22 protein-coding genes and 2 pseudogenes are annotated in these 25,935 nt (G+C 52.6%); 6 read left to right on the top strand and 18 right to left on the bottom strand.

Annotated elements, in window-relative coordinates; translation table 11 throughout:
- Positions 1-554 precede the first annotated feature (554 nt).
- Positions 555-1,085 carry an Hcp family type VI secretion system effector gene (locus F4V72_RS10675; RefSeq protein WP_072158623.1) on the top strand — a complete coding sequence of 177 codons (531 nt, stop codon included), beginning with the start codon at positions 555-557 and terminating at the stop codon, positions 1,083-1,085.
- Between the two features lie 240 nt (positions 1,086-1,325).
- A complete protein-coding gene (locus F4V72_RS10670) occupies positions 1,326-2,060 on the top strand; it encodes an aspartate/glutamate racemase family protein (protein ID WP_023247552.1) in 735 nt (244 codons plus the stop codon).
- 4 nt (positions 2,061-2,064) lie between these two features.
- Here the strand turns inward: F4V72_RS10670 and hypT are convergent, their stop codons facing one another.
- The 7 genes from hypT to mdtM all read right to left on the bottom strand — a co-directional run bounded on the left by hypT (position 2,065) and on the right by mdtM (position 10,120).
- Positions 2,065-2,973 carry a hypochlorite stress DNA-binding transcriptional regulator HypT gene (gene hypT, locus F4V72_RS10665; protein ID WP_053529533.1) on the bottom strand — a complete coding sequence of 303 codons (909 nt, stop codon included), beginning with the start codon at positions 2,971-2,973 and terminating at the stop codon, positions 2,065-2,067.
- A 118-nt stretch (positions 2,974-3,091) separates the two neighbouring features.
- On the bottom strand, positions 3,092-4,264 hold the full coding sequence (gene iadA, locus F4V72_RS10660) for a beta-aspartyl-peptidase (protein ID WP_053507641.1): 1,173 nt from the start codon (positions 4,262-4,264) through the stop codon (positions 3,092-3,094).
- Between the two features lie 14 nt (positions 4,265-4,278).
- A complete protein-coding gene (locus F4V72_RS10655; protein WP_000211979.1) occupies positions 4,279-4,740 on the bottom strand; it encodes a YjiG family protein in 462 nt (153 codons plus the stop codon).
- Positions 4,737-5,408 (bottom strand): nucleoside recognition domain-containing protein, encoded by a 672-nt coding sequence (locus F4V72_RS10650; protein WP_023247549.1) that lies wholly within the window; start codon positions 5,406-5,408, stop codon positions 4,737-4,739. The genes F4V72_RS10655 and F4V72_RS10650 overlap by 4 nt, the downstream gene beginning before the upstream one ends.
- Positions 5,409-6,116: 708 nt before the next feature.
- Positions 6,117-7,301: an MFS transporter gene (locus F4V72_RS10640; protein ID WP_053529532.1), complete on the bottom strand. Its 1,185-nt coding sequence runs from the start codon at positions 7,299-7,301 to the stop codon at positions 6,117-6,119.
- 219 nt (positions 7,302-7,520) lie between these two features.
- The gene (locus F4V72_RS10635) at positions 7,521-8,792 is read right to left on the bottom strand and encodes a DUF445 domain-containing protein (RefSeq protein ID WP_023247547.1); all 1,272 of its coding nucleotides are present in this window, start codon (positions 8,790-8,792) and stop codon (positions 7,521-7,523) included.
- An 86-nt stretch (positions 8,793-8,878) separates the two neighbouring features.
- Positions 8,879-10,120, bottom strand: a complete 1,242-nt coding sequence (mdtM, locus tag F4V72_RS10630) for a multidrug efflux MFS transporter MdtM (protein WP_023247546.1) — start codon at positions 10,118-10,120, stop codon at positions 8,879-8,881.
- 479 nt (positions 10,121-10,599) lie between these two features.
- On the opposite strand from mdtM, the gene F4V72_RS10625 reads away from it, so the two are divergent.
- Positions 10,600-11,565 carry an Rpn family recombination-promoting nuclease/putative transposase gene (locus F4V72_RS10625; RefSeq protein WP_023247545.1) on the top strand — a complete coding sequence of 322 codons (966 nt, stop codon included), beginning with the start codon at positions 10,600-10,602 and terminating at the stop codon, positions 11,563-11,565.
- Between the two features lie 180 nt (positions 11,566-11,745).
- A complete protein-coding gene (locus F4V72_RS10620; RefSeq protein WP_121767953.1) occupies positions 11,746-13,116 on the top strand; it encodes an NAD-dependent succinate-semialdehyde dehydrogenase in 1,371 nt (456 codons plus the stop codon).
- 94 nt (positions 13,117-13,210) lie between these two features.
- Here the strand turns inward: F4V72_RS10620 and F4V72_RS10615 are convergent.
- A pseudogene (locus F4V72_RS10615) lies at positions 13,211-13,353 on the bottom strand (hypothetical protein).
- Between F4V72_RS10615 and yjiS the strand changes: the two are divergent.
- Positions 13,320-13,484, top strand: coding sequence for a DUF1127 domain-containing protein YjiS (gene yjiS, locus F4V72_RS10610; RefSeq protein ID WP_023247543.1), 165 nt, complete (start codon positions 13,320-13,322; stop codon positions 13,482-13,484). The pseudogene F4V72_RS10615 and the gene yjiS sit on opposite strands and share 34 nt — an antisense overlap.
- A gap of 74 nt (positions 13,485-13,558) precedes the next feature.
- Here yjiS and F4V72_RS10605 read toward each other — a convergent pair.
- The 7 genes and pseudogenes from F4V72_RS10605 to btsT all read right to left on the bottom strand — a co-directional run bounded on the left by F4V72_RS10605 (position 13,559) and on the right by btsT (position 19,961).
- Positions 13,559-14,258: pseudogene (locus F4V72_RS10605) on the bottom strand (hypothetical protein).
- Positions 14,259-14,331: 73 nt separating this feature from the next.
- The gene (gene symE / locus F4V72_RS10600; RefSeq protein ID WP_023247541.1) at positions 14,332-14,664 is read right to left on the bottom strand and encodes an endoribonuclease SymE; all 333 of its coding nucleotides are present in this window, start codon (positions 14,662-14,664) and stop codon (positions 14,332-14,334) included.
- A 326-nt stretch (positions 14,665-14,990) separates the two neighbouring features.
- On the bottom strand, positions 14,991-15,632 hold the full coding sequence (locus F4V72_RS10595) for a LysE family translocator (protein WP_053507634.1): 642 nt from the start codon (positions 15,630-15,632) through the stop codon (positions 14,991-14,993).
- Between the two features lie 47 nt (positions 15,633-15,679).
- Positions 15,680-16,495 (bottom strand): AraC family transcriptional regulator, encoded by an 816-nt coding sequence (locus tag F4V72_RS10590; protein WP_053507633.1) that lies wholly within the window; start codon positions 16,493-16,495, stop codon positions 15,680-15,682.
- 37 nt (positions 16,496-16,532) lie between these two features.
- Positions 16,533-17,489: a GTPase gene (gene yjiA / locus F4V72_RS10585; RefSeq protein WP_053507632.1), complete on the bottom strand. Its 957-nt coding sequence runs from the start codon at positions 17,487-17,489 to the stop codon at positions 16,533-16,535.
- A gap of 10 nt (positions 17,490-17,499) precedes the next feature.
- Positions 17,500-17,703 (bottom strand): YbdD/YjiX family protein, encoded by a 204-nt coding sequence (locus F4V72_RS10580; protein ID WP_000460616.1) that lies wholly within the window; start codon positions 17,701-17,703, stop codon positions 17,500-17,502.
- A 107-nt stretch (positions 17,704-17,810) separates the two neighbouring features.
- Complete coding sequence (gene btsT, locus F4V72_RS10575) at positions 17,811-19,961, bottom strand: pyruvate/proton symporter BtsT (RefSeq protein WP_023247533.1); 2,151 nt, start codon at positions 19,959-19,961, stop codon at positions 17,811-17,813.
- 366 nt (positions 19,962-20,327) lie between these two features.
- Here btsT and tsr point away from each other — a divergent pair, with 366 nt between their 5' ends.
- Positions 20,328-21,989 carry a methyl-accepting chemotaxis protein gene (gene tsr / locus F4V72_RS10570; RefSeq protein WP_023247532.1) on the top strand — a complete coding sequence of 554 codons (1,662 nt, stop codon included), beginning with the start codon at positions 20,328-20,330 and terminating at the stop codon, positions 21,987-21,989.
- An 85-nt stretch (positions 21,990-22,074) separates the two neighbouring features.
- On the opposite strand, the gene opgB is transcribed toward tsr, so the two are convergent.
- From opgB to dnaC, 3 genes are all read right to left on the bottom strand, one after another.
- On the bottom strand, positions 22,075-24,366 hold the full coding sequence (gene opgB, locus F4V72_RS10565; protein ID WP_070789376.1) for a phosphatidylglycerol--membrane-oligosaccharide glycerophosphotransferase: 2,292 nt from the start codon (positions 24,364-24,366) through the stop codon (positions 22,075-22,077).
- Positions 24,367-24,647: 281 nt separating this feature from the next.
- Positions 24,648-25,139 (bottom strand): DUF2501 domain-containing protein, encoded by a 492-nt coding sequence (locus F4V72_RS10560; protein ID WP_023247530.1) that lies wholly within the window; start codon positions 25,137-25,139, stop codon positions 24,648-24,650.
- Positions 25,140-25,196: 57 nt separating this feature from the next.
- Complete coding sequence (gene dnaC / locus F4V72_RS10555; protein ID WP_000799924.1) at positions 25,197-25,934, bottom strand: DNA replication protein DnaC; 738 nt, start codon at positions 25,932-25,934, stop codon at positions 25,197-25,199.
- Position 25,935 lies beyond the last annotated feature (1 nt).

The following is a 25,935-nucleotide window of genomic DNA, read 5'->3' as shown; positions in this document are numbered from 1 at the left end:
GACCTAACGTACCACGACTAAACGTAAGGGTAAAGCGGCTGCTGTATCTTGCGGGCACAAAGTCATATCGCCTGACCATAGAACATGTCGTTTAATCTGAAACGTGATTTTATCAATGGTGCCCAAAAATACGTGGCGCTGAAAAGCGCATTTTTGATGCAAATCATTTATTACTGTGATAACTCAGCGCGAGATAAAAGCATTAAATATATTCACATACTAAATATGTTCTATTGGAATGGTTGTTATTGATATTACAAAAGTCTAAAAAACCCATTGATGTGAAAAGGAATAAGAATTGTCTATATTCTGATTCTGTGCGATTAAGTAATTTCTCGGATAAAAATAAGAAATAATATTGATATTTCTTTTTTGATATGGTTCTTATAGCGGCTATGGTTATTCAGAGAACGATGTTTGAATGCCAGGCGTAATAGATTTTACGTCAGTAATGTTATTGTAAAATGGATTGTTTATGGCAGAAGGTATTTAGCAAGAATCCAGTTATATCAAATCGTTGGGCATTTAACCTGGTATATAGGGATACCAACGAGATGGCTGGAAAATGGAACGTTCTTTCATTGTTGGCGTTCTGTCCTTGTCAGCCTGCTTTGCCGCCTGATAATCACGGAGGGAGGATGGACGCCATCTATTTAAAACTGGACGGTATTGAAGGCGAAAGCCAGACCAAAGGTTTCGAAAAACAAATAAAACTTATTGCTTACAACCACAACCCGGCGAAGCGGGAGCCCGGTGAATCGAGAGGAGCATATATTGGAGGATTAACGCTGACAAAGCCTGTCGATCTTGCTACGCCTGGCCTCTATGAGCACTATTGTAGCGGGAAAACGGTGAAAGAAGGCGTGCTGACATTATGCCGTAGTGATAAGGGAGCAATGCTGCCATTTATTATTTATACGCTTACCAATGTGCGGATCTCACGCATGAGCAATCATGGCGACGCCGAAGACAGCGCCACGGAGACTGTAGATTTGCTTTATAGCCATATTCGCTGGGATATACCCGCATTGGCGCCGAAAAGCAAAACACGGCTGCCTCTGCACCGACAGGAGTTATGGCGATGAGGGCAAAACGGGCTTACAGACTCGCAGTGGAGGACCCGCAGTATGTCGAAACGGTATTTAGCGGCTTGCAAAAGTAATTTAGCGCTTATGTAGCCAATCGATTGCTTAAAAATGCCATAACGCGTGGTTCTTACACCCGTTATGATTTTTACGCATAGCCGCTAATAAAACGGCATTTTTTATATACACATCAAGTTGATAGTGTGTTTCTGACCTTGACGTAAATAAGCGGGAAAAGCGATGAAACACACCATTGGGATACTGGGGGGGATGGGACCTGCGGCAACGGCGGATATGTTGGAAAAATTTGTTGAACTGCGACATGCCAGTTGTGATCAACAACACATCCCGCTCATTGTCAGCTCTATTCCTGATATTCCCGATCGTACAGCATGTTTGTTATCCGGCGGGCCTTCTCCATACCGTTATCTGGAGCGTTATCTGCATATGCTGGAAGATGCCGGGGCGGAGTGTATTGTTATCCCGTGTAACACTGCGCATTATTGGTTTGATGATTTACAGAGCGTCGCGAAAGCGCGGATGATCAGCATCCTGGACGCCACCCTGGAAGACATTCCGCCATCGGCGCGGCACGTTGGGCTGCTGGCGACCAATGCGACGCTGGCGACCGGGTTATATCAAAAGAAAGCTCTGGCGCATGGGCTGACGTTAATTCAGCCAGAAGAAGCGGGGCAGGCGCTGGTGATGCAGGCTATTTATGCGCTTAAACGTGGCGATAAACCTGCGGCGCAAGCGCTGTTGTTACCGCAAATCGATAGCCTTATCGCCCGTGGCGCTCAGGCAATTATTATGGGCTGTACCGAAATTCCGCTTATTGTGGCCGGACATGAGGGCGCGATAGCGTGCCCGATGATTGACTCCACGGCGTCGCTGGTGCGCGCGGCGATTCGTTGGTATGAGTCCTGGCCGGACACTCGCGCCTGTGTGGCCGGGGAACAACGCCTTACCGCCTGATTGTCTACAGCGCGGCCTGAAGCCCACGCAGGTCGCGCCAAAATGTTTCGGCTACCTGACTCATGCGGGTACTCATGCGATAGGCATAAGCCTGAATCGGGATAACCAGTTCATCGGCATCAAGCACTATCAGGCGTCCGTCGGTAATCTCCTGACGGATAGCATACTCGGGCAACCAGGCGATTCCGCAGCCGTCCATCGCAACTTGTTTTAACAATTCACTCATTGAAGAGACGAAAAATGTACTGAAACTCAATTCAGCATGGCGAGTCAGGGTACGATTTATCAGCCGGCCCATATAGGAGTTCTGGCTGTAATTAAGCAGGGGAAAGTGCGGCTGCTCAAGCGTATAGCGCGGCTCGCCCCGGCCATTGCTGGCGCAAACGGGAAACAGTCGCGACTCAAACAGGCGGATATTATCAAACGGCGCTTGTTGCAGGTTTTCATCGTGATAAGAAAAGATAAAATCGCTTTGCCCCTCACGTAACATATCCACTGCCTGATCGACATCTATCGCCTCAACGGAGTAGGTAAACTGCGTCGGCATCTGCTTAACGATGGTCGGCAACAGGCCGAGGGAGAGCGAGTGGGCGGCGGCAATCTTGATTTTACGCAGCGTATAATCGCTGCCGCCGCGCAGTTCGGTCAGATTACTTTCCAACTGCTGCAATAGATGGCGAACCTGGGAATGAAAGATTTTACCCTGTTCGGAAAGCTGTAGCGGCGAGACCTGCCTGTTAAACAGTTCAACGCCCACGGCATGTTCCAGGGCGCGAATACGGCGGCTAAAGGCCGGTTGCGATACGTTGCGGATAATGGCGGCCTGAGAGAAATTACGGCACTTTTCCAGCGTCAGAAAATCATAGAGCCATTTTGTCTCAATATTGTGCAAACCTGCTCCAGTTACATCCATTTACCGTTATCCTGTCAGTCGCCCGAAGGGGCATTCTACGTCCATTCGGGCGGCTGACAACCGCTTATCCCGTCCTCTTTCAGAATGCCGTGACGGGGCAGCCTGAAACTAGCGGGAATTACGCTGGTTCAAAGGTACCTTTCACGCAGGCTTTCCCCTCATTGACCATGCGTTTGCCGCGCGCATACACCTGCTCAATGCGTAAATCTGCGCTGAAGACGAGCAGATCCGCATCGTTACCGGGACGAATCTCGCCTTTGCCGTCCAGACTGAGGAAGGCGGCTACGCTGGTCGTCAGCGGGCGCAGCGCATCGGTCAGGCTGAATCCGTAGTGGTTAACCAGCGTCTGCAACGTCTCCAACAAACTTTCGAAGCCCGCGACGCCGATGCCCGTCAGATTCCCGGCAGCGTCAAACAGCGGCTGGCTGCCATTGCCGTCTGAACTGAGCGTCACCCGGGAAAGCGGGATGCCAGCTTTTACCGCTCTGGCAATGCCATCCGCCGGCGCGACGGGATCCGGAATACTGGTGGTTATGTCGATCACGCCGCCTTTAAGCGCGAACGCCAGCGCCTGCTCAAAAAGAGATTCGCTACGGTTGACGTGGGTAGGCAGCAATTTACCAATCGGCACGTCGCTGTTTTCCAGGATGTCATACAGCGGCTGTAACCCTTTTTTGCTGCTGCCCATATGAAAAACGCTGACACCGGGTTTGCCGCCAAGCAGGCCGCCAACGCGTGATTCAGCGGCCATGCTGGCGAGTTGATTACCGCCAGGCGCGGCGGAACGGTGGTCGGAGACCGCGCATTTCACGCCGATGACGCGATCGATCAGCGCGACGTCTTTTTCTACCGAGCCGGTAATGGTTGGCGATGGAACATGATATGCGCCCGTGAGCATCCAGGCGGTGATCCCTTCCTCATTTAACGCTCGCGTTTTGGCTAACAGCGAAGTGGGATGGCGGCTGACGGAATCGGTGCCAAGCAGGCCGATAACCGTTGTTATCCCGGCTTCTGTCAGGCGGCTCAGGGATACTTCCGGCGTCCGAGTCGTCGGCCCCGCTTCGCCGCCGCCGCCGATCAGATGAACGTGTTGGTCGATAAAGCCCGGGCACAGCATACGACCGCTAAGGTTAATCACCGTACAGTCCGGTACGATATCGCCGGGGATGTCAGCGCCGACGGCAATAATTTTGCCATTCGCGAGCAGGACATCGCAGATGCCCCGGTCTTCTGGCGCAAACAGGTGCGCCCCCTGTAACAAGGTAAACTCCGCGGCGGATAAATCAGACATGATAACTCCTTGACTCAAACAATAAGCTGCATGACCCAGATCGACAGCAGCGCATTGATGGCGCAGACTGCGATAATATGCGGGTAATATTTAGCGTTGACTTCGGCAGTACCGAGGCAGCGACCGACATTCTGTACCGGGTTTCCCATCAGGTAAATGGCCGGCAGCAGCACAGTAACATCGTGGCCGCTCAGCGCGCCGGCGGTAGCCAGACTGGCAGCCACGCCAACGGCGCCGCCCATACTCATCAGCGAAGCCAGAAGCACTGTAGCCGCTTCGCCAGGAAGCCCCCACAGCGCCATCACGGGCTGGCAGATATGGCCTACCCAGTCGAGCAGACCGGTAATTTTCAGCGCCTGAATAATGACAAACGCCATGACCACATTGGGTAACAGGTTGGTCGTGGCGATGGTAAAACCGCGACGTGCGCCATCGATAAACATATCCATGACATTTTTACGTACCTGAGTCGTCATGATTGGGCTCCTTGCGCAGGGTGACGGCGTTCTTCGATGTTAATCCAGATGCGCAAAAGGTTTGCGCCGATAAATTTGAATAGCAGAATGACCACCAGCGGAATGATGACTGACGTTCCCAGAAAGGCGAATACCGCAACGCCGGAGGAGAAATAGTTGGTGATAATCGCGCTGCCGCTGGTTTGCCAGGCGGCAAAAATCACTTTATCGCGTTCGGTGATTTCGCCTTCCTGCGCCAGCTCTTTGGTCATACCCGCCGCCGCGTCGGTATTTTGCAGGTTAGCGATCAGCGCCAGCGAGCAAATGCCGGGAATGCCAAGCAACGGTCTCAGGATGGGCGTCATCAGTTGCTGTGCCGCCCGCAAACCACCCAGTCCATCCGTAATTGCGATGATACCCAGAGAAAGGATGACCGACGGCGCCAGTTCCAGCGCAAAAAGGAAGCCGTCTTTTGCGCCCGTTCCGCCCGCGCCGCGAAAGGTCTGCGCACCGGTCACATGACCGAATGACCCGTTGAGTACGGTAAAATCAAAAACGCGCCACCAGCCGTCGCTTCCGGAAAACACGCCGGAAAAGAAAATGATAGTGAGAAAAAACGCCAGATATCCCTTTATCCCGACTTTTTCTGTATCAAGCGGCATGGCCGCCCCGTCCACTTGTTGCGCCATAGCGATCCCCGAATTTTTTTGATGATGTGTTGGTTGTTGCCACAGGCCAAAAAGCCCGAAACAGAAAGACCTTATCAGTCATGAGGGTAAGGGCAAAATGCAAGTATGTATCGTGCTATGCGTTTCTTGCATAACAGCGCAGAAAATCACCATCCTCGCCACTGCCGTAGGCGCGAGGGAGTCGTGGACGGTATAACGCGAGGTAAAAAAGCAAAAGAAACAGATGTTGATGCAGGCCAGATCAGGGGGCAGGAAAAAGGAGAATAAATTTGACGTTAGTCAATTTTACGTCACTTAATTATCGTTGCTAAAAAATAGGCTTTTTTAACCGCAATTTTACCTTTTTACTCAGATTTTTCACGCCTGACGCCATATTGGACGACCAGTCAATGGCCGCTAATTGGCCAGTGTGCGCCCCAAAAATCATACGGGAAGGTAATAAAAAAAGCGAATAATCGAACTAGTTTCATCAGGTAATTTATTGATGACAGTGATGATTTAAGAATGAGTGAAAATGTGCAAAATGAGATATATAAAACAATATTCAAATTGATGGCACTAAAAACCATGAAATAATTATGGTTTTTAGTGCCATCTTTAACATGAAATAACGTGTTGAGGATTTGCTATTAAAAACAGAACCGTATCGCGCTGCGAATAGCGTTAAAGATATAGCCCGTTGCTGATAGCGCGAGTTTAATAAACCGCTTATTCACGTATCACAATCCGTTTTTGTTTTATCTGCTGCGCGGCGCTGATCAGCGCAGCAAAAAAGAGCGCCGCGGCGCCGCAAAGCGTGGCGTTGATAATTGCCGACGCGCCATTGCCTGACAGGCTGGCGGCTAGTGGACCGAGAATTTGCCCAATGCCATACGTTAGCGTAACCAGGCCTAACAAATTAATATTACCCGGCGCGCTGAGCTGTCTGGCAAGCGGCATCACCAGCGAGGTTGTGCCCATAAACGTGGCGCCAAAACCAATACTGCTCAGTATTAACAGCAACAACGAGTCGCTGGCGAGAGATAGCAGCACGCAGGCGCTCTGGATCAACAGATTCGCGGTCAGGCATGGCAGGACGCCCCAATGTTTTGCTGCCCACAGCCAGCCGAAGCAGCCGGGAATGATCGCCAGGCCGACTAACGACCAAAGGTGCGCCGTGAGCAGCGGAGAGCCCGCGCTTTTCGCCATCAGCGGCAAATAGGTAGCAACGATGATGTAGCCGAATCCGGCGAAACCGTACAACAGCGCCAGTTGCCACCAGGGCATAGGCTGATTTTCGATTCTTGCTAAGGGCGCAGGCGGCAGTGCATGAGCGCGGGGCGGAATCAACATCGCCACGATTAACAGCAATATACCGGCGAGCGCCCCGGCCCCCAGCCATAGCGAATGGGCCGAAAGCGCATAACGTAAACCGCCAATGACATATTCGTTGCCTAGTGCAATCCCGGCCCCGACGCCGGAAAAGAGCGCGGCGATAACAAACGGATGGCGGGTATGATGCAACACAATCATTGATCCAAAAATCATCATTCCCGCACTCGCGACGCCTGCCAGGAAGCGCACCAACATGACGACCGCGGGCTGAGTAAATATCGCCATAGACAGAATAAGAATACCGGTGGCGACCGCCGAAGCCAGCAGCATAGGGCGTAGACGAGAGGGGAGATGAAAAAGGCCAAAGGAAAACAGTAAGCTTCCCGCCAGGTACCCTGCATAATTGGCGCTGGCAATCCAGGAGAGTTCGGTAAACGTTAGCTGTTTTTCCGCCAGCATTACCGGCAGCATGGGGGTATACAGAAAGCGGCCAATTCCCATCCCCAGCGTCAATACCATCATACCGAAAAGCGCCGTAAAAATGGGATGGCGAGGTGAAGCGCTCTGAGCATGAACCATGGTTTTTCTCTTTGCTAAAGTAAGGCAGGAATGCCGGATTGTTGTTGCAAATGATAATAAAAAGTAAAATTAATGTTTTAAATTTGCAAGAAAAGAAAGTGAAGCGCAGGCGAATAACGGATTGAGAAGAGGGGTATCGGTGGGAAATGGCATTAACTTAATACCTCTCGCGTGCGGGATTTGGCGGTTAATTTGAGCGAGAACTGCGCCTTTCCCTTTTTAAATACTGAGCAGTGTGGGTAGTTGCGACAGTAAATATAACACCAGACCGATAGCGCCGCCGACCAGCGTGCCGTTCACGCGGATAAACTGCAAATCTTTACCGATATTAAGCTCAATCTGCTGCGACATATCGCGCGCATCCCAGCCTTTTACGGTATCGCTGATGTGGCGCGTCAGGAAGGCGGCGAATTCCGGCGCGACCCGGTGCGCGGCCTGTTCCAGATGACCGTTAAGTGAGGCGCGTAACGCATCGTCGGCGATCAGCGTCTCGCCAAACCATTGTCCGGCATGAGCGATGCGCTGCTTCACTTTCGAGTCTTCGGCGTTGATATCTGTCTTTAACCACTGGCGCAGATCCGCCCAGATCTCGCCGAGATAACGGTTAAACGCCTCATCTTCCTTCAGGTAACTTTTAATGTTTTCTGCCCGTGCAGCCATTTCCGGATCATGTTTAAGTTTATCGATCAGCTTATACGTCGCGCGATCGAAAGCATGACGAATCTGATGCGCGCGATCGTGGCTGATATCATCCAGCAGAGAATTTACCGCGTCGGAGACCAGTTCAGCGCTGTGTTCTCCCAGCCACTCGGTCGGCAGGATCTTCGCTTTTAACGGATGCTCGGTTTCCAGCCAACGTACAATCTGCCTGGCGATAAATGTCCGGGAGCTGTCACGCTGTAACAGGGCGATAAGCTGGGCGATCAGCGTATCGAGCAACACCTGGTGGCGATCGTTTTTGGTCATGCTTTCCAGCATCAGGGCGCTGGTGCCGGAAAGATCCACTTTATCAATCGCCTTATGTACCGCTCGCTTGAGTAGCCGCTGAATACGGGCGTCATCGGTCAGTTCCAGAAAGCCGCTCATAATTTGCAGCAGATGCTGCCCGACCCGGCTGGCGTTGTCCGGCTGGCTGAACCAGTTTCCGATAAGCAGCGCGGGTTCATGGCGGCGGATCAGTGCGATCAGCGACTGCGTATCAAGGAACTTCTCCTGCACAAATTGCCCAAGATTTTCGCCGATTCGGTCTTTGTTACGGGGAATAATCGCCGTATGTCGTGAAATAAACGGAATGGGAATGCGGCGAAACAGCGCCACCACGGCAAACCAGTCCGCCAGCGCGCCAACCATCGCCGCTTCGGCAATAGCTTTTACGCCCAGCACCCAAAAACTGGGCGGCAGGAAAAGCGTGGTTACAAACGTCGCGGCGGCTATCAGCAACAATGAGAGCGCCAGGCGTTTGGCTCGTTTGAGTTCGGCGATTTTATTCATAGGGTTAAGGATAGAGCCAGACGGCAGGAACGTGCAAAAAACATCAGATTATCCTGTGCCGGATAAGCCTCTATCCGGCACAGTATTTACTTCTCAGCGGCCAGTTCTGCCGTCTCATGCTGGCGCACGCGCTGTAATAATGTCGCCAGGGTGAAGACCACAATCACCCCAGCCACCGCTGCCAGCAGGTGAAACGGCAGCCTCCCGCCGTGAAACCACAGCCAGCGACCGACTTCGACCGACACCGCCATCACCGTCAGAATCACCATGTTCAGCGAGGCCGAAACCGTACCTTTTGGCAAGTTGTTGGAGAAAAGCGTGAAGCGGAACAGCGTCGGGAAAATCATTCCAATGCCGAACGCGTACAGGCTGGTGCCCAGCACAGACCAAAGCCAGACGTGTGGCAGAAGAAGATTACCGAGGATTAATGTCGCCAGCCCGCTTAACTGGATTGGTACGGCGCGCCAGATAAAACGCGGTCGGGTCGGATCTTTCACCAGGCGCACAACGATCATATTGGCCACGATCACCGCGCCGAATACGGGCACCTGCGCCCAGGCGTATTGGGAAGTACTCATCCCACCGGCATCGATCAGGATCACCGGCGACACCGCCACCCAGCTCATCATCGGGATGTAGCTCAACGACAGCGTCGCTGCCCCGGTGAGAAAAATCGGGTTGCGAAACACATTACGAAAATCGCGCAATACGCTCACCGCGCTGAACGGCACCGCGCCGCGTTGGACCGTTTCCGGCATCGCCAGCAGCAGGCCGCACAACGCCAGCAGTCCCATCACCGCAATAATACCGAACAGCACCTTCCAGTGAACGAAGTGCATCAGCGCGGCGCCGGAGAGCGGGCCGATAACCGGAGCGACCAGCACAATGGAGGTAATAATCGCCATCAACTTAATGGCTTTGGTTTGACCGAAGGCCTCCTGTACCGTGACGTAGCCGACCGTTGCGATAAAGCAAATGCTGGTGCCCTGCACAAAACGGGCAACCAGAAACTGCGTCATTGAGGTCGTCAACAGTGTTGCCGCGCAGGCGAGAGTAAAAATTAACGCGCCTGCTAGCAGCACTGGTCGGCGGCCAATCCGGTCAGATAGCGGCCCCAGAAGCCATTGTAACGCCATTCCGCCCGCCAGATAGAGACTTACCGAGGCCGGTGCAAGACTGACGTCGGCATTAAAATCGCGCACGACGTTAATAATGCCAGGCTGAATCAGATCCGTCGTCAGATAGGCGGCAAAATCGTACAAAATCAGCGCCATCGGGAAAAATAACGTTGTGGCACGTTGTGAGAAAAACTGAAGAATCCGTTGCATAAAAAATGCGCTCCATGTCGGAGAACCCCATGATGGGAACAGCGAAACTCAATACCGTCATCGTGACGTCAGGCAGGCGATGGAAACAGCGGCTGCGGATGTACTGAATTTCATGTAATCAAAAACGCTGCCGGTGAAAACACAGACAGGAAGAGACGCGTTCTGAATCTCGTCAGAACGTGTGGCGATTACAGATAACAATCAGCACATCACACCTCGGGAAATTTACGTTGCACGGAAAATATACACATTAAGTGTAATTAAATTTTGATGTTAATCAAAAGAGTTTGCCTGGTTAATAAAGATAAAGGAAGGGCGCGCAGGCTGGCGTTTTGCGTGTTCAGTTCCGAAAATGCATGTGCATTACAGATAACAGGATTTATCTTCCGTCGCGCCTCGTAATACTGAAAAGGTACGGATGAGAAAGGCATTTTCAGGAGGTAGAGTCGCAGCATCCTGGTTTGGGGTGACGGAGCGCCATGAAAAAATCGACGACCTCAACACCGCATGATGCGGTGTTTAAAACCTTTTTGCGCCATCCGGAAACCGCCCGCGATTTTATGGAGATTCATCTGCCGGTGTCGTTACGCCAGCTTTGCGACCTGCGGACGCTAAAGCTGGAGCCTGGCAGTTTTATTGAAAAAAATCTGCGAGCCTATTATTCCGATGTGCTTTGGTCGCTGAAAACGCGCGAGGGCGACGGTTATATCTACGTCGTGATTGAACATCAGAGCACGCCGGATGCGCATATGGCGTTCCGGCTGATGCGGTATGCGATGGCGGCGATGCAGCAGCATCTGGATGCGGGGCATAAGCATCTTCCGCTGGTGGTGCCGATGTTGTTTTATCACGGTGTTGATAGCCCGTATCCTTTTTCGCTGTGCTGGCTGGATGAGTTTGCGAACCCGGAAGTGGCAAGAAGACTCTATGCCGCTGCCTTTCCGCTGGTCGACATTACGGTGGTATCGGATGATGACATTATGCAGCACCGCCGCATTGCGCTGCTGGAGCTCATCCAAAAACATATCCGCCAGCGCGACCTGCTGGGACTGGTTGAACGGATTGCTGCGCTGTTAGTTACTGGTTGCGCTAATGACAGGCAACTTAAAGCGCTGTTTAATTATCTTATGATTCAGCACGGACACACGCCTCGTTTCACCACGTTTATTCGTGATGTGGTAGGGCATGTCCCGCACACTAAGGAGAGACTGATGACGCTGATAGAGAGGATCCGCGCAGCGGATCGCAGAAAAGGGGAACGGCAAGGAAGACAGCTCGGTCTGGAGGAAGGATTAGCAGAAGGATTAGAAAAAGGGCTGGAAAAAGGTCAGCACGTTGCCGCATTGCGTATCGCCAGACAGATGCTGGCGGACGGACTTGACCACGAGACTGTCCAGCGGTTCACCGGCCTTACGGCTGAAGAGCTTCAGGATGTTAGCCATTAACGCGGTTCCAGTCTGAATATTGCAGGCCCGGTGAGCGCCGGGCAACGCTCTCTATAATTATCGCTGATAACCGCACGAATATACCGAACTTTACCGATAGCACCAGCCATCTCTACTACCCTTATTGTTCTGAGCGGCATTTACGGCTGCCTTAATGACGATAACAAGGAGACATGTGATATGGCTTACCAGACAGTGAATCCTGCCAATAATCAGCTCATTAAAGAGTACCACCCGCACACTGACGCGGATATTGAAGCCGCGCTGCAAAAAGCTGACGCGCTCTACCACTCCGACTGGTCCAAAGGAGAGATTGACCAACGTCTGCCGGTACTGCATAAGCTGGCTGACTTGATCGACAGCCGTGTTGAAGAACTGGCTAAAATCGCCAGCCAGGAGATGGGCAAGCTCATCGAGCAGAGCCGTGGCGAAGTCAAACTGTGCGCGCAGATCGCTCGCTATTATGCGGATAACGCGAAGCAGTTTCTTGCCCCGGTGCCTTATAAAACCGAGTTTGGCGACGCGTGGGTAGAACATCATCCGATTGGCGTCATCATGGCCGTTGAGCCGTGGAACTTCCCGTACTATCAGTTGATGCGTGTGCTGGCGCCGAACCTGGCCGCTGGTAACCCGGTGCTGGCGAAACATGCCAGCATCGTACCGCACTGCGCCGAGACGTTTGCTCATCTGGTGCGCGAAGCCGGCGCGCCGGACGGCGCATGGACCAACCTGTTTATTTCCTCCGATCAGGTGGCGAACATCATCGCCGACCCGCGCGTGCAGGGCGCGGCGCTGACCGGATCTGAAAAAGCGGGGAGCGCCGTGGCGGCACAGGCGGCGAAGCACATTAAAAAATCGACACTGGAACTGGGCGGGAACGATGTGTTTGTCGTGCTGGACGATGCCGATCTTGAGAAAGCGGTGAAAATTGGCGTGCAGGCACGGCTCACTAATGCGGGGCAGGTATGTACGGCGGCGAAGCGCTTTATCCTGCATGAGAAAATCGCCGATCAATTCCTCAGCCAGTTCACCGAGGCGTTCAGCAAAGTCAAGGTGGGCGATCAGATGGACGCTTCTACCGAACTGGGGCCGCTGTCGTCGAAAGATGCGCTGGAAACATTGACCAGACAGGTCGAGGAAGCGGTGAAAAATGGCGCGACGCTGCACGTTGGCGGCAAGCCGCTGGAAAGTAATGGCAACTTCTTTGAGCCGACCATTCTGACCCACATTACCCGTGACAACCCGGCGTACTTTGAAGAATTCTTCGGCCCGGTGGCGCAGATTTATGTGGTGAAAGACGATGACGAGGCGGTAAAACTCGCCAACGATTCCCACTACGGCCTGGGCGGCGCGGTGTTTAGTCAGGATATCGAACGCGCTAAGCGCATGGCCTCCCGGATTGAGACCGGGATGGTTTATATCAACTGGCTGACCGACACCGCAGCGGAACTGCCGTTCGGCGGCGTTAAGCGTTCGGGCTTCGGGCGCGAGCTGTCGGATCTGGGGATTAAGGAGTTTGTGAACCAGAAGCTGGTAGTGGTGCGCCGCTAATCTCTGTTGCCCCTCTGAAAACGGGAGGGGCCTGGCTTTTTGCAGCGAAGGGCGCGGATCTTAAATCAGAACGAAATAAGTGAACAAAACACCCTCAATCGCCCTCCTTATTTATCCACGTTGCACTAACCGTGCTTTTTATCCCGGTATTGTTTGTACAGACATTCATGATGCCGCATTTTCTGTTCTATGCGGAGGCCGGTATGGAATTTTACGAGAACCGCCCCGGACAACCATTTATTGGCTTTGTGCAGCTCAGACGGGCGCTAAAAAGGTGGTGGCTGCGTAAGCGGGCCTGTCAGGCGCTGCGGCGAATGAGTGACGAGCAGTTAAGGGATATCGGGTTGGAAAGGAAGGATGTGGAATAGTGGATCTATTCAAGGGCAATAGTAGTTAAAGAATTTTATGATATATTACTATGTCCTTATGTTATGCGTGCTCACTATTTTATATCATTAATATTAATATTATTAATCTTTTTCTCAATATATTTTTCTGGTTTTACCTTAGTTTTTTGCTCAATCGCATGATATTTTTCCTTATCAATGGTTATAGTCATTTTTTCTTTTTTGTTAAATATGCCAGGGATGATAATTGCGGCTGCAATTATCATCAATATTATTATTGATGCATGAATTTTGTATTTGGGAAATGTTTTTAATAGAGTACATAGGATTGTTATACCTTTATGTATAAGATAAGGGAAAGATAGAAATAAAACAAATGGGTAAGCAAAATTTATGACATATCTCCCATAGTAATTATTATTTATTATCAGCGAACCAATACAGAATGCCACCACACAAAATAGAGATATTCCGAAGCATAAGAAGGATATAATGAAAGAACCTTGCATAATTCTTTTATGCAACTCTTGCAAAATACTGTTTGTGAGCTTTTCCAGTTTAGTGTTATGACAAATAACTACCAACATCGCAAAAAAATCTCACATAAAGCAAGCGAAAATAACGTATTGAAGGCCATGTAATGCATCAGCGTTTCGAAAAATATACTTTGCTGAAGATAGTATGGTAATAGGGCTTGACCTCCATAAAAAAAGTACATAGAAATCCCAGGGTGACATAAGCAATTAAACCTTCATTTCTCCAGAGCGTAATGTGCTCTTTTATTTTTAGCCGCATGGTTTCCCTTCAATAATTGATATGAATTGTGATTTAAGCTGGCAAATAACCCTTGCCAGCTTATGTTATGCACTTACTTAGAACCTGCCATCACGCTAATAAACGCCTGCACCTGCTTTTGTTTACGCGCCGACAGTTTGCACACCTGGCGCAGCGACTGCATCAACTCGCTTTCTTCTGGTTGCGGCTGCTGTGCTGTGAGCACAATACAGCCGTTCATCACCTTCACATCGACTTCTGTGCCAGTGGCAAAACCGGAGGCTTCCAGCCACTGGCCTTTCAGAGTGATGGCGGGAATACGAGTGTAATCCGGGTAGCGGCTCGCATAACTGACGGTCAGGTGACGGTTATTTGTCGGGGACACTTCTGGATCGGTGAATTCTGCAATAGAATGCGGGGTAGTCATGATCTCTATTCCTATTCCAATAGTGATTGTGATTAGCGGTGCGGGCGTGTTGGCGCACGCTCGCACCGCGCTAAATACCTGTATATAACATCAGTAAATAAAAGAAAAGTCCAGATGAAAATCGATGAAAATAAGCCGCTGGATGAGAGGTGATATTATATTTGGTGATGAGAATAAAGCGGCTATTTAGCCGCTTTATTGGTGTCCGAGAGCGGGTTAATTTATGGCGGCGTCGGCATTATAAGAAGGAAAGAGTTCGAATGATGCAGACTCTATTTATCTGCCCGGGTAACGTTGACCACCGTATAAAGCTGCCCCTCATCAATTTAACTTGTGATGAGCTGCCACATAATCCAGCTGCCAAAGGCAATCAGAATGCCGCCGGCGGCGCGTTCAATTTTCCAGACAAGTTTACCCAGGCGACGTTGAATTTGCGGCAGGGCGATAAGCGTTATGAGCAGCAGATCCCAGAGTAACACTACGCTGGTCATCCAGATTCCACATATGGCCTGCTGTGTAACGGTCACGTTTGGGCCCAGCAGGGCGGTCATTAGCGCCAGATAAAACAGAGCATTTTTCGGATTCAACAGCGATGAACCTAGCCCCAGTAATAGTTGTTTTGCCAGTGACGGACATGCCGATGCGGCGTACCGCCACTCCAGCGGCCCGGCGCGGCTTTTCAACAGTTGACGGCCCCCCCATAGCAGGTAGGCGGCACCCAATGGTTCGATGATGGTAAAGAGCAGCGGCGTCTGACGTAGTAGCCCTGACCCAATCACCACCAGCAGAATATAGAGCCCATTTCCCGCCGCAATGCCGAGGCACAGCCCGACGCTGCCGCGCAACCGATAGCGAACGGCGTAACCGACCAGCAAAAAGAAGTCCGGACCCGGGCTGAGCAGCGCCATAAAATGCGCCAGCGCCAGTGCGGGAAACGCCGGGGGAAATAACGTTGTAACCTGTTCCATAGTAACCTCAGTGATGATACTGAGGCCAGCCTATACCTGCGGATGCGCTATTTATTGTCGGATATTGATCTGTTCTGCGCGTACTGACGCGGCGTTGCCGCCGTGTAGCTGACGAAGGTTTTGTGGAAATGACTTTGATCGGCGAAACCGGTCTGATAGGCAACATCGGCAATACCGTCCCCGGCGCGCAATCGGTGCCGGGCATATTCAATGCGGGCCATATTGGTAAAGCTGATAGGAGTCAGGCCAGTATCCTGCTTAAAGGTGCGAATCAGCGTCTCCTTACGGAGCGCAAACTCTTGCGCCAGTGTGTCCAGCGTCGGCGGTTCCTGAAGGTTACTGACTAAGCGGGCAACCAACTGGCGGCTGATGGCGCATGGCGGTTCGGCGTCGGCGCTTTGTAGCGGCAGGGCGCGCAACAGGTAGATAATAAGCGCCGGAAGTCCGGCGGTTTGCTGCTGAGTAATAGACGTCACAATACGCTGATAAAGCTGGAAAATCTTCGGGTCCTGCAACTGTGGCTGCGTGGTATGCAGACGGCTATCCGCCGGCAAATGGGGAAGCTGCGTCAGGCACCAGTCCGCATCGAGATACAGCATATGATAGCTGCGTGGTCGCTCGTGGAGCGGGTTACAACTGTGTGGAGATTGCGGGGGGATCAGGATGAGCTCGCCGGGGCGTAATAGATACTCTTGCCCGTTACTGATGCAGCGGGTTTCTCCGGCGATGATCGCGCCCAGCGACAGTTGCGGGTGGCTGTGGCGCTTATAGGCCTGACAGCTTTCACTGGTGGTACGTAGCTCCAGCCACGGCAGTTGTGGCAGACGCCAGAAGCGTTGGTGAATATCTCGGATAAGGGGCATACAATCTCCTGTGCGGTCCCGGCTTTTCTGCGCCCGTTTACTTCCGCAGCCCCGCAAACGCCGCTCTTATCTCTTCTTCCGGTAACTGAATCCCAATAAACACCAGCGTGCTGTGCGGCGGTTCGTCGCCCCACGATCTGTCCCAGTCGGCGCTGTAGAGGCGCTGTACGCCCTGGAACAACAGGCGGTTGGGTTCGCCGTCGATCCACAGCATCCCTTTGTAACGCAGCAGTTTATCCGCTGATTCCAGCAGCAGGTTTTCCATCACGCGCGACACGTCGCTGATATCCACCGGGTAATCCAGCTCCACCACAATTGACGACACATCGTTCTGTTTATCGGCAATAAAGTGGAAACGTGGTTGGCTTGCCAGCACGTTCTCTTCCAGCATAAAGCCGCTGGTATTAAACAACTGACTCAGGTCAATATCGCCGTGCACCACGGTGTAAACCGGGGCGCGGGCGTTGATACGCGCCAGCCGCTCGCGCAGTTTCTCGCTGTCGCCCGCCACGTCGGTTTTGGTCAACAGGATACGGTCGGCGTAGCCTATCTGCGACTGAGCGATGGTGAACTGGTTCATCTGCTCGTTAGCGTGCACCGCGTCGACCAGCGCAATCACGCCGTCTAACAGGTAGCGTTCGCATAATACGTCATGGGAGAAAAAAGTCTGAATAATCGGGCCGGGGTCAGCCATGCCGGTACATTCGATCACCAGGCGGTCGAAAGCAATATCGCCGCGGTCGCGACTGTCGAGTAGGTCTAATAACGCATCTTCCAGCTCGTTGGAGCGGGTACAGCAGATGCAGCCGTTGGTCAGGGTTTTGATCTGTGTGGCACGATCGCCAATCAGTTGATCGTCAACGGAGACTTCGCCAAATTCGTTTTCGATAACGGCAATTTTAAAACCATGCTGTTCGTTGAGGATATGGCGTAGTAGGGTGGTTTTGCCGGCGCCAAGAAAACCGGTAAGTAGGGTAACTGCAATCGGGGTCATAGTCTCTCCATTAACAACAGCGCATACCGCCTTTGCCATCGCCGCCGTAACGTGCTTGCTGACGTTCACGGAAGAACTCTTCATAGGTCATGTACGGCTTGTCGGGATGGTTGGTTTTCATGTGCTCGACATAGTTGTCGTAGTCCGGAATACCAATCAACATTTTTGCCGCCTGGCCGAGATATTTTTTTGCCTGACCTAAAGTATCAAACATTGCCTTATACCTGTAATGATTAAAGCCGGATAGCGGCTGCGCCTTATCCGGCCTACATTACTGCACATTCTGTAGGCCGGATAAGCGCAGCGCCATCCGGCAAGAGGTTAGTGGTGTGAAGAGATCTTCACGCCGCCTTCCGGCACGGGTACATACGGGGTTTCTTTATCGGTACGTTTATCGCTGTTGCGTACCTTCATCCAGGTGGTGAAACCGTAGAAGATAATACTGTACACCACCACCAGGAACAGAATACTCAAACCAGCGTTAGTGTAGTTGTTGACCACGATATGGTTCATGTTGGCAATCTGCTGCGCGGTCAGGTTGGCGCCGTTGGCAATCTTCTCTTTATACAGGTTCGCCATGTAGAAGAAACCTTCCATTTGCGGGTTGGAACTGAACAGTTTCAGGCCCAGCGCCCAGGTGGTGCAGATCAACAGCCATACCGCCGGGATCACCGTCACCCAGATGTATTTGGTGCGCTGCATTTTGATCAGTACCACGGTGCTCAACACCAGCGCCACGGCGGCCAGCATCTGGTTAGAGATACCGAACAGCGGCCACAGGCTCTTCACGCCGCCCAGCGGGTCGACCACGCCCTGATACAGCAGATAGCCCCACAGACCAACGCAGCCCGCGGTACCGATGATACCCGCGACCAGAGAATCGGTTTTTTTCAGGAACGGGACGAAGTTACCCAGCAAATCCTGCAACATAAAGCGGCCGGAACGGGTGCCCGCATCCAGTGCGGTCAGGATAAACAGCGCTTCGAACAGAATACCGAAGTGATACCAGAAGCCCATGTCGGCCATCGGCATGACTTTGTGGAACACGTGCGCGATACCTACTGCCAGCGTTGGCGCGCCGCCTGCGCGGTTCAATACTGACGGTTCACCGATATCTTTCGCAGTTTGCAGGATTTGTTCCGGGGAAATTACAAAACCCCAGGAGCTGACGGTCGCCGCCGCATGTGCGGTAACGTCTTTCAACTGCGCCATAATCAGCGGCGCGTTCTCGCCGCCCATCTCGTGCAGGTTTGGCATGGTAATGCCCAGACCTGCCGGCGGGGTGTTCATCGCGAAGTAGAGACCCGGTTCAATGATCGAGGCCGCCACCAGTGCCATCACCGCAACAAAGGACTCCATCAGCATCGCGCCGTAGCCGATAAAACGCGCATCGGTCTCACAGGCCAGCAGTTTCGGCGTGGTGCCAGAAGAGATCAGCGCGTGGAAGCCAGAGACGGCGCCACAGGCGATGGTGATGAACAGGAACGGGAACAGAGCGCCTTTCCACAGCGGGCCAGTACCGTCGACATACTGCGTCAACGCCGGCATTTTCAGTTCCGGGTTGAGGATCACAATCCCCAGCGCCAGACCGACGATCACGCCGATTTTCAGGAAGGTGGCGAGATAGTCGCGCGGGGCGAGGATCAGCCATACCGGCAGCAGCGCGGAAACAAATGCGTAGCCGATCAGCGCGAAGGTAATGGTGGTGTCTTTAAAGGTCAGCGCTGGGCCCCAGTACGGGTCGTGGGCGATGACGCCGCCGAAGTAAATAGAGGCCACCAGCAGTACGATACCGATGACTGACACTTCACCCACGCGTCCCGGACGGATAAAGCGCATGTAGATGCCCATAAACAGCGCAATCGGTACGGTCGAGCAGACAGTGAAGACGCCCCACGGGCTTTCGGCCAGCGCTTTCACCACGATCAGCGCCAGCACCGCCAGAATGATGATCATGATTAAGAAGCAGCCGAACAGCGCGATGGTGCCTGGAACGGTACCCATCTCTTCTTTGATCATCTCGCCAAGGGATGCGCCGTTACGGCGGGAAGAGATAAACAGCACCATAAAGTCCTGCACTGCGCCCGCGAGCACCACGCCCGCCAGCAGCCACAGAGTCCCCGGCAGATAGCCCATCTGCGCAGCCAATACCGGCCCAACCAGCGGACCTGCGCCGGCGATGGCGGCGAAGTGGTGACCAAACAGCACGTAGCGGTTAGTCGGCACGTAGTTCAGGCCGTCGTTATTGATGACCGCCGGCGTTGCGCGCGTGGGGTCGAGTTTCATAACCTTCTGGGCGATGTACAGGCTGTAGTAGCGGTAAGCGACCAGATAGACGGAAACGGAAGCGACCACGATCCACAGGGCGCTCACGTGTTCACCCCGACGTAGGGCAACGACCGAGAGGCAGAAAGCACCGATGATTCCGAGAATCACCCAAGGTATGTGCTTGAATATCTTTTTCGTATCCATAGTAAAACCTGGTTGTAAGTTTAATTATCAGCCGAAGCTGGGTGGACATTGAGTTCGTGTTTGAGGAGGTAGATTGACTGCTATGCTGGAGGGATCTTGCCAGATCATCGCACGCGTAAAGTTCGGTAAATCAGTGAGTGGTTGTATGGCGGTTTAAGCGGTCGGACGTACCGGTGAGCGGTTTCGCGGAGGAGGGCATGGGCGGTTTTATGTGATTGAGATCACGATATAAAATGGGACGATCCTTCTTGCGCGGGGCACCATAACGACTCAACTGAGCTAATAGCGATATTAATGGCGCGAATCCCATAAAGTTTTCCCTTTCCAGGCCGAAAATTCTGTATCTGTCTAGCGGAAAGAGAAAACATGTTAAAGCGAATTAAAATTGTTACCAGCTTATTGCTGGTATTGGCGCTATTTGGCCTTTTACAACTGACATCCGGCGGGCTGTTCTTCAGCTCGCTAAAGAATGACAAAGAAAACTTCACCGTATTGCAAACCATTCGTCAGCAGCAGTCTGCCCTGAATGCAACCTGGGTGGAACTGCTGCAAACGCGTAATACCCTGAACCGCGCGGGTATCCGCTGGATGATGGACCAGAGCAACATTGGCAGCGGCGCAACTGTCGCTGAACTGATGCAGGGGGCGACCAATACTCTGAAGCTGACGGAAAAAAACTGGGCGCAGTATGAGTCGTTACCGCGCGATCCACGTCAGAGTGAAGCGGCTTTCCTTGAGATCAAACGAACCTATGATATCTACCACGGCGCGTTGGCGGAGCTTATTCAGCTTCTTGGCGCGGGTAAGATCAACGAGTTTTTTGATCAACCGACTCAAAGCTATCAGGACGCTTTTGAGAAGCAGTACATGGCCTATATGCAGCAAAACGATCGTCTGTACGATATTGCTGTTGAGGATAACAACAGTTCCTATAACCAGGCGATGTGGGTACTGGTCAGTGTGTTGATTGCGGTTCTGGTGGTTATTATCGCCGTCTGGTTCGGTATCAAAATGTCGCTTATCGCCCCGATGAATCGTCTGATTGAAAGCATTCGCCATATCGCCAGCGGCGATCTGGTGAAACGTATTGATGTGGAAGGCTCTAACGAAATGGGGCAACTGGCGGACAACTTACGCCATATGCAGAGCGAACTGGTGCGTACCGTGGGCGATGTACGTAATGGCGCTAACGCCATTTACAGCGGCGCCAGCGAGATTGCCATGGGCAACAACGATCTCTCTTCCCGTACTGAGCAGCAGGCAGCGTCTCTGGAAGAGACCGCCGCCAGTATGGAACAACTGACCGCGACCGTGAAACAGAACGCCGAAAACGCCCGTCAGGCCAGTCACCTGGCGTTGAGCGCCTCTGAAACGGCGCAGAAAGGCGGCAAAGTGGTGGATAACGTCGTACAAACAATGCGCGATATCGCCTCCAGTTCGCAAAAAATCGCCGATATTATCAGCGTAATCGACGGTATTGCTTTCCAGACCAATATTCTGGCGCTGAACGCGGCGGTAGAAGCGGCGCGCGCAGGTGAGCAGGGGCGCGGGTTCGCGGTGGTGGCCGGTGAAGTTCGTAATCTGGCCCAGCGTAGCGCGCAGGCGGCACGGGAGATCAAGAGTCTGATTGAGGACTCCGTAAGCCGCGTTGACGTGGGTTCGACGTTGGTCGAAAGCGCCGGTGAAACCATGGATGAGATCGTCAATGCAGTCACCCGCGTAACCGACATTATGGGCGAGATTGCCTCGGCGTCCGACGAGCAGAGCCGCGGTATTGACCAGGTTGGCCTGGCGGTAGCGGAGATGGATCGCGTAACGCAGCAGAACGCCTCGCTGGTGGAAGAGTCCGCCGCGGCTGCTGCGGCGCTGGAAGAGCAAGCCAGCCGTCTGACCCAGGCCGTCGCGGTGTTCCGTATTCAACAGGAGCAGCAGCGTGCGCGTGAGGTTGCGACGGTAAAAACCTCGGCAGCCGTGCCGTCACGAAAAGCCGCTGTAGCCGACGGCAGCGATAATTGGGAAACGTTTTAAGGACATAGTAGCGAATTCGGCCTACAGACGATTGTAGGCCGGATAAGACGCGTCAGCGTCGCCATCCGGCGTTGGTTTGCGCGGTTTAACTTTCCGCGTTCACCACTTTGATTTCCACCATCCCGATCCCCAATTTGCGCGGCGAATGGCCCAAAATATTACCTTCGTTGGTAGAGACGGGAACGGGCGGCGCAATGACTAAGGTATTCGCGTCCGTCGGGTTGTTGAAATGCAGTGTGATAGTGGACACATCGTGACCCAGCACCAGCGTCTGTTCTTCGTTGCCTACGCGTACCGGAATCGGGCGATTCGCGTTGTCGCCGAAGGCTTTGGCGGTGATCACCAGATCAAACTTTTTCGGCAGCGGCGCTTTATATTCGATTTTAACTTCATCGCCCAACTGCGCATTTGACCAGCGTCCCCAGGACTCCGGTCGGGAAATACCGCTAAACTGCTTCACCTCCTCCGGCGCGCCCGCGACATTAAAGATAAAGCTATCAGCTTTATAACGAATATCGTTATCGACAATTTTTAAGGTATCGACGTTGCCTTTATAGCGTTGCATATCAATCACCGTCTCTTTAAATGCGGTTTTGCCTTTCCACTGCGCTTTATCGACATGCTGTACGGTTTGTAGCCCGCCAAGCTGTCCCTGCGAGACGCACCAGTCGGTAGAGAGCGCCAGCGCCGGCGCCCATAGCTGCGCCATTTTGTAGCAGCGATCGACCCAAACGAAATTATCGCGCGGGGCGAAGTCGGCCAACTGGAATCGCAGCGGAGCGGAGTATTCGCTTTCCGGTAACGGTTCAACACGCTTATCCGATACGCGCAACAGTAACGGCAGGCGGAAGTGGCTACCGGAAAACGCGATCATGTTTTTGTCCCGATCGATAGTGAACGCTTTCATCTCTTTCGGGAAATTCCACAGGCGAACAATATCCGGCTTCATCGCCAGCACTTTCTCTTTTACATTCAGGAACACTTCCGATAGCGACTGCCCGGAAAGGCTACTGCGTCCCAGACCGATAAAATTATCGCCGCCGAGAATATCCAGCACCGTTGCGCCGTTGTCCATCGTGTTGCGTTTGACCGCCAGCGTCTCCTGCTGCGGTTTATCGCCGCGCAGAATGAAAAACAGATTGTTGCGATCTTGCTTATTCAGGTATTTCCATGCCGTATTATTCATCGCCAGATGGTCGGAAGAGACGACGATAACGGTATCTTTAAACCACGGTGACGCTTTGATTTTGTTGATAAACTCGGCGATGTTTTCCTGGCTGCAACTTACGGCGCTAAAGGACTGGTTGGGCTTGCCGTCGTAATCGTAGCGTTTACGGTTACAGGTGCGTGAGATAAACCCGTCCGGATGGTGAGTATCTACGGTCAGCGTAAACAGCGAAAACCGCTGGCCTGAGCGGGAAAGCGCTTCAAATTTCTTCCATGCCTCATCGAGCACCGTATCGTCGTAGAAGCCCCAGTCGTTACGATAAGACGGGTCCGCCACCACCGTTTTCAGCTCTTCAGCGCCGTACAGATGATCAAATCCGTGTGATTTCAGGAACACGTCTTTCCCGGCAAAACGCAGGTTAGCGCCCTGCACAAAATAGTTCTGGTAGCCGGAGTTTTTCAGAATGTCGCCGAGGCAAATATTCTGCGGGAAGAAGCTGGACACCGACGCTGAGGCATTGCCTTCAAACGGCGCAAACAGCGGAATACCGCACTGGGAAGCCACCATCCCGGCGATGGTGTAATCCGTTCCCGGCAGTTGTATGGTATGGCTGAAATCCAGCCCCTCATTTTTCAGCGCGCCCAGCTCCGGCGTGAGATTGGGGAAGGCGTCATTATCAAAATAGGTCCGTTCCAGGCTTTCGCCGTAGATATAGACCAGATTGAGCTTTGGATTAGGAATGGTTTTTGCCGGTTCTTTATAATAAACGGCAAAGTCCGGATCGCCATCGCGCGTTTGTGATTTTACCAGTTCGGTGATCTGACGAAACGCCGGGCTGGCGTCGACCGAACCCAACGCCAGCAGTAACGCCAGCAGACTGTAACCGACATGATGAGGACGGTGACGGCGGCGGCGTAGTACCCATCCCAGCGCGCCGAATACCGCCACTAACGCAAGGACAATGCCGATTCCTGGCAGAATATATTTGCCGACTCCCGCTCCCGTCAGGCTATTAGTGAGCGTATAAAGCACGGCATCGTTGATCCCGTCGCCGGTAAAATAGTCGCTGGCATACAGGGTAATATTCAGAATGACAAAAAGTCCCAGCACCGTGAGAGTGGCGGCAAACCACCAGGTGTTACGGCCCGCCTTCCAGGCATATATCAGCACAGAGGCGAGAAACAGGGCGACAGAGAGTAACTCGGACAACTGACGATCCTCAATAAACCAGGCTTATGGCTGGCAGGAAAAATTTTCTAACAATGTAATAGTGATGTCACATTGCTGCAATTCTAATGACATTACACGGTGCTGTTATTCAGAATTAGTTTAGAAGGTTGGTTTTTTGAACGACATCACTTCCCGTATAGCGGTTACTAACAGGAAAAGACGGAAGGAAAAGTCGGGTGAATGCCGCGCTGGCCGGTAAAGGGCCAAAACACGGCTTTTATCAGGGCATCCCCGGGGGGCGTAAGGCCATAAAAGCGCCGTCAGGAGAGGAAATTCAGCCCTTGCTGCAACACAAGATCACAGGCTTTGGTTTTCACCTTTTCCGCCAGCGGCGTACTGCCGATATTATTGAGGTTCAACTGCTGACCGTCCTTCGTCTTGAGCAATCCTTGCAGGCCGTCCAGGTAGTTAGTGTCCTGCTTCTGTTGTGTGGTATCCAACCCCAGCTTGTTCAGAATCTGATTTTTAACGTTCTCCACGTTGGTGGCGGACGCCAGTTTCTGTTTGGCGCAGTACTGCAAGATACCAGCGGCATTATTCATATTATCGGCGCTGAGCGACTGGGCGCCGTTGCTGAGCAGACCGGTTAGCGCAGAAAGCGACATCCCGCCCTGCTGTGAGTCCGCGTCCTGAGCGCTTAACTGACTGGCGGCGCTGGAAAGCGAATCCTGCCAGGAGGCGGCGATACCGCTGGTGGAAATCAGTACGCTGGCGACCGCCGCGCAGCACAGAACATGTTTCGCTGTATTCATGGTAATCACCTGTGTTATGCCAGCCAGGCGTAGTATCGCCCTGGAGCACGCTGCAATTTAATACTCTTTACCCGTCACCCGACTGCGGTAACTGTCCCAGGTAAAATTAACCCATAAACTGTTGCCGAGACGCATACGGTCCATGACGCGTTCGCCAAGCATTTTCGTCATCTCTTCCATATTGCTGTTCGTCAACATGCCGGTGGGACGTTTTGACGAAGAACGACGATCGACAATTTGATTGATGATCACTTTTTCATAGCGGGATTCAGTCTGCACGCCGATCTCGTCGATCACCAACAGATCAACGTTACTAAGATCGTTAAGCAACTGCTCTTCGCTGGTTTCCCGATTGCTGAACGTGTCTTTCATCGCTGACATAATATCCGCTACGGTGATAATCAGTACCGACTTTCCGCGCAGCAGCAGCTCGTTACAAATAGCCGCGGCGAGATGGTTTTTACCGGTTCCCGGCTTTCCGGAAAAGACAAAGCTAGCGATATTGCCGTCAAATTCATCAACGTACTGTCGGGCTTTGCTTAACGCGTTCATTTGTCCATCGCACTCAACCCGATAGTTATCAAACGAACAGTTCTGATGCAGCGGTCGAATGCCGGAACGGTTAAACGTGCGCTGCATTTTCATCGCCCGGTTTTCCCGCGCCAGCGCCGCCGCCCGGATCTCGCCTTGCTCTTTCTGCCACGCCAGTAGTTCTTCGCCCGTTTTAAACGCCGGCGTAATATGCGCAGGCATCATTTTTTGTAGACGCTGCATCAGGTCGCCAACATTTTTCATC

Origin of the sequence: Salmonella enterica subsp. diarizonae (assembly GCF_008692785.1) — a bacterium.
GTDB lineage: Bacteria > Pseudomonadota > Gammaproteobacteria > Enterobacterales > Enterobacteriaceae > Salmonella > Salmonella diarizonae.
Note: the sequence above shows the minus strand (reverse complement) of the source record. Positions and strands in the feature narration are given on the sequence as shown.

Excerpts from the sequence above, each read along its gene's own strand:
- F4V72_RS10635 (WP_023247547.1), bottom strand. The coding sequence starts at position 8,792 with ATGAATAAAATCGCCGAACTCAAACGAGCCAAACGCCTGGCGCTCTCA.
- yjiS (WP_023247543.1), top strand. The coding sequence starts at position 13,320 with ATGGAATTTTACGAGAACCGCCCCGGACAACCATTTATTGGCTTTGTG.
- tsr (WP_023247532.1), top strand. The coding sequence starts at position 20,328 with ATGTTAAAGCGAATTAAAATTGTTACCAGCTTATTGCTGGTATTGGCG.
- F4V72_RS10655 (WP_000211979.1), bottom strand. The coding sequence starts at position 4,740 with ATGACGACTCAGGTACGTAAAAATGTCATGGATATGTTTATCGATGGC.
- mdtM (WP_023247546.1), bottom strand. The coding sequence starts at position 10,120 with ATGCAACGGATTCTTCAGTTTTTCTCACAACGTGCCACAACGTTATTT.
- F4V72_RS10675 (WP_072158623.1), top strand. The coding sequence starts at position 555 with ATGGCTGGAAAATGGAACGTTCTTTCATTGTTGGCGTTCTGTCCTTGT.
- F4V72_RS10560 (WP_023247530.1), bottom strand. The coding sequence starts at position 25,139 with ATGAATACAGCGAAACATGTTCTGTGCTGCGCGGCGGTCGCCAGCGTA.
- F4V72_RS10640 (WP_053529532.1), bottom strand. The coding sequence starts at position 7,301 with ATGGTTCATGCTCAGAGCGCTTCACCTCGCCATCCCATTTTTACGGCG.
- F4V72_RS10595 (WP_053507634.1), bottom strand. The coding sequence starts at position 15,632 with ATGGAACAGGTTACAACGTTATTTCCCCCGGCGTTTCCCGCACTGGCG.
- F4V72_RS10650 (WP_023247549.1), bottom strand. The coding sequence starts at position 5,408 with ATGGCGCAACAAGTGGACGGGGCGGCCATGCCGCTTGATACAGAAAAA.
- iadA (WP_053507641.1), bottom strand. The coding sequence starts at position 4,264 with ATGTCTGATTTATCCGCCGCGGAGTTTACCTTGTTACAGGGGGCGCAC.
- F4V72_RS10580 (WP_000460616.1), bottom strand. The coding sequence starts at position 17,703 with ATGTTTGATACTTTAGGTCAGGCAAAAAAATATCTCGGCCAGGCGGCA.
- hypT (WP_053529533.1), bottom strand. The coding sequence starts at position 2,973 with ATGGATGTAACTGGAGCAGGTTTGCACAATATTGAGACAAAATGGCTC.
- btsT (WP_023247533.1), bottom strand. The coding sequence starts at position 19,961 with ATGGATACGAAAAAGATATTCAAGCACATACCTTGGGTGATTCTCGGA.
- F4V72_RS10590 (WP_053507633.1), bottom strand. The coding sequence starts at position 16,495 with ATGCCCCTTATCCGAGATATTCACCAACGCTTCTGGCGTCTGCCACAA.
- F4V72_RS10620 (WP_121767953.1), top strand. The coding sequence starts at position 11,746 with ATGGCTTACCAGACAGTGAATCCTGCCAATAATCAGCTCATTAAAGAG.
- F4V72_RS10625 (WP_023247545.1), top strand. The coding sequence starts at position 10,600 with ATGAAAAAATCGACGACCTCAACACCGCATGATGCGGTGTTTAAAACC.
- yjiA (WP_053507632.1), bottom strand. The coding sequence starts at position 17,489 with ATGACCCCGATTGCAGTTACCCTACTTACCGGTTTTCTTGGCGCCGGC.
- symE (WP_023247541.1), bottom strand. The coding sequence starts at position 14,664 with ATGACTACCCCGCATTCTATTGCAGAATTCACCGATCCAGAAGTGTCC.
- dnaC (WP_000799924.1), bottom strand. The coding sequence starts at position 25,934 with ATGAAAAATGTTGGCGACCTGATGCAGCGTCTACAAAAAATGATGCCT.
- F4V72_RS10670 (WP_023247552.1), top strand. The coding sequence starts at position 1,326 with ATGAAACACACCATTGGGATACTGGGGGGGATGGGACCTGCGGCAACG.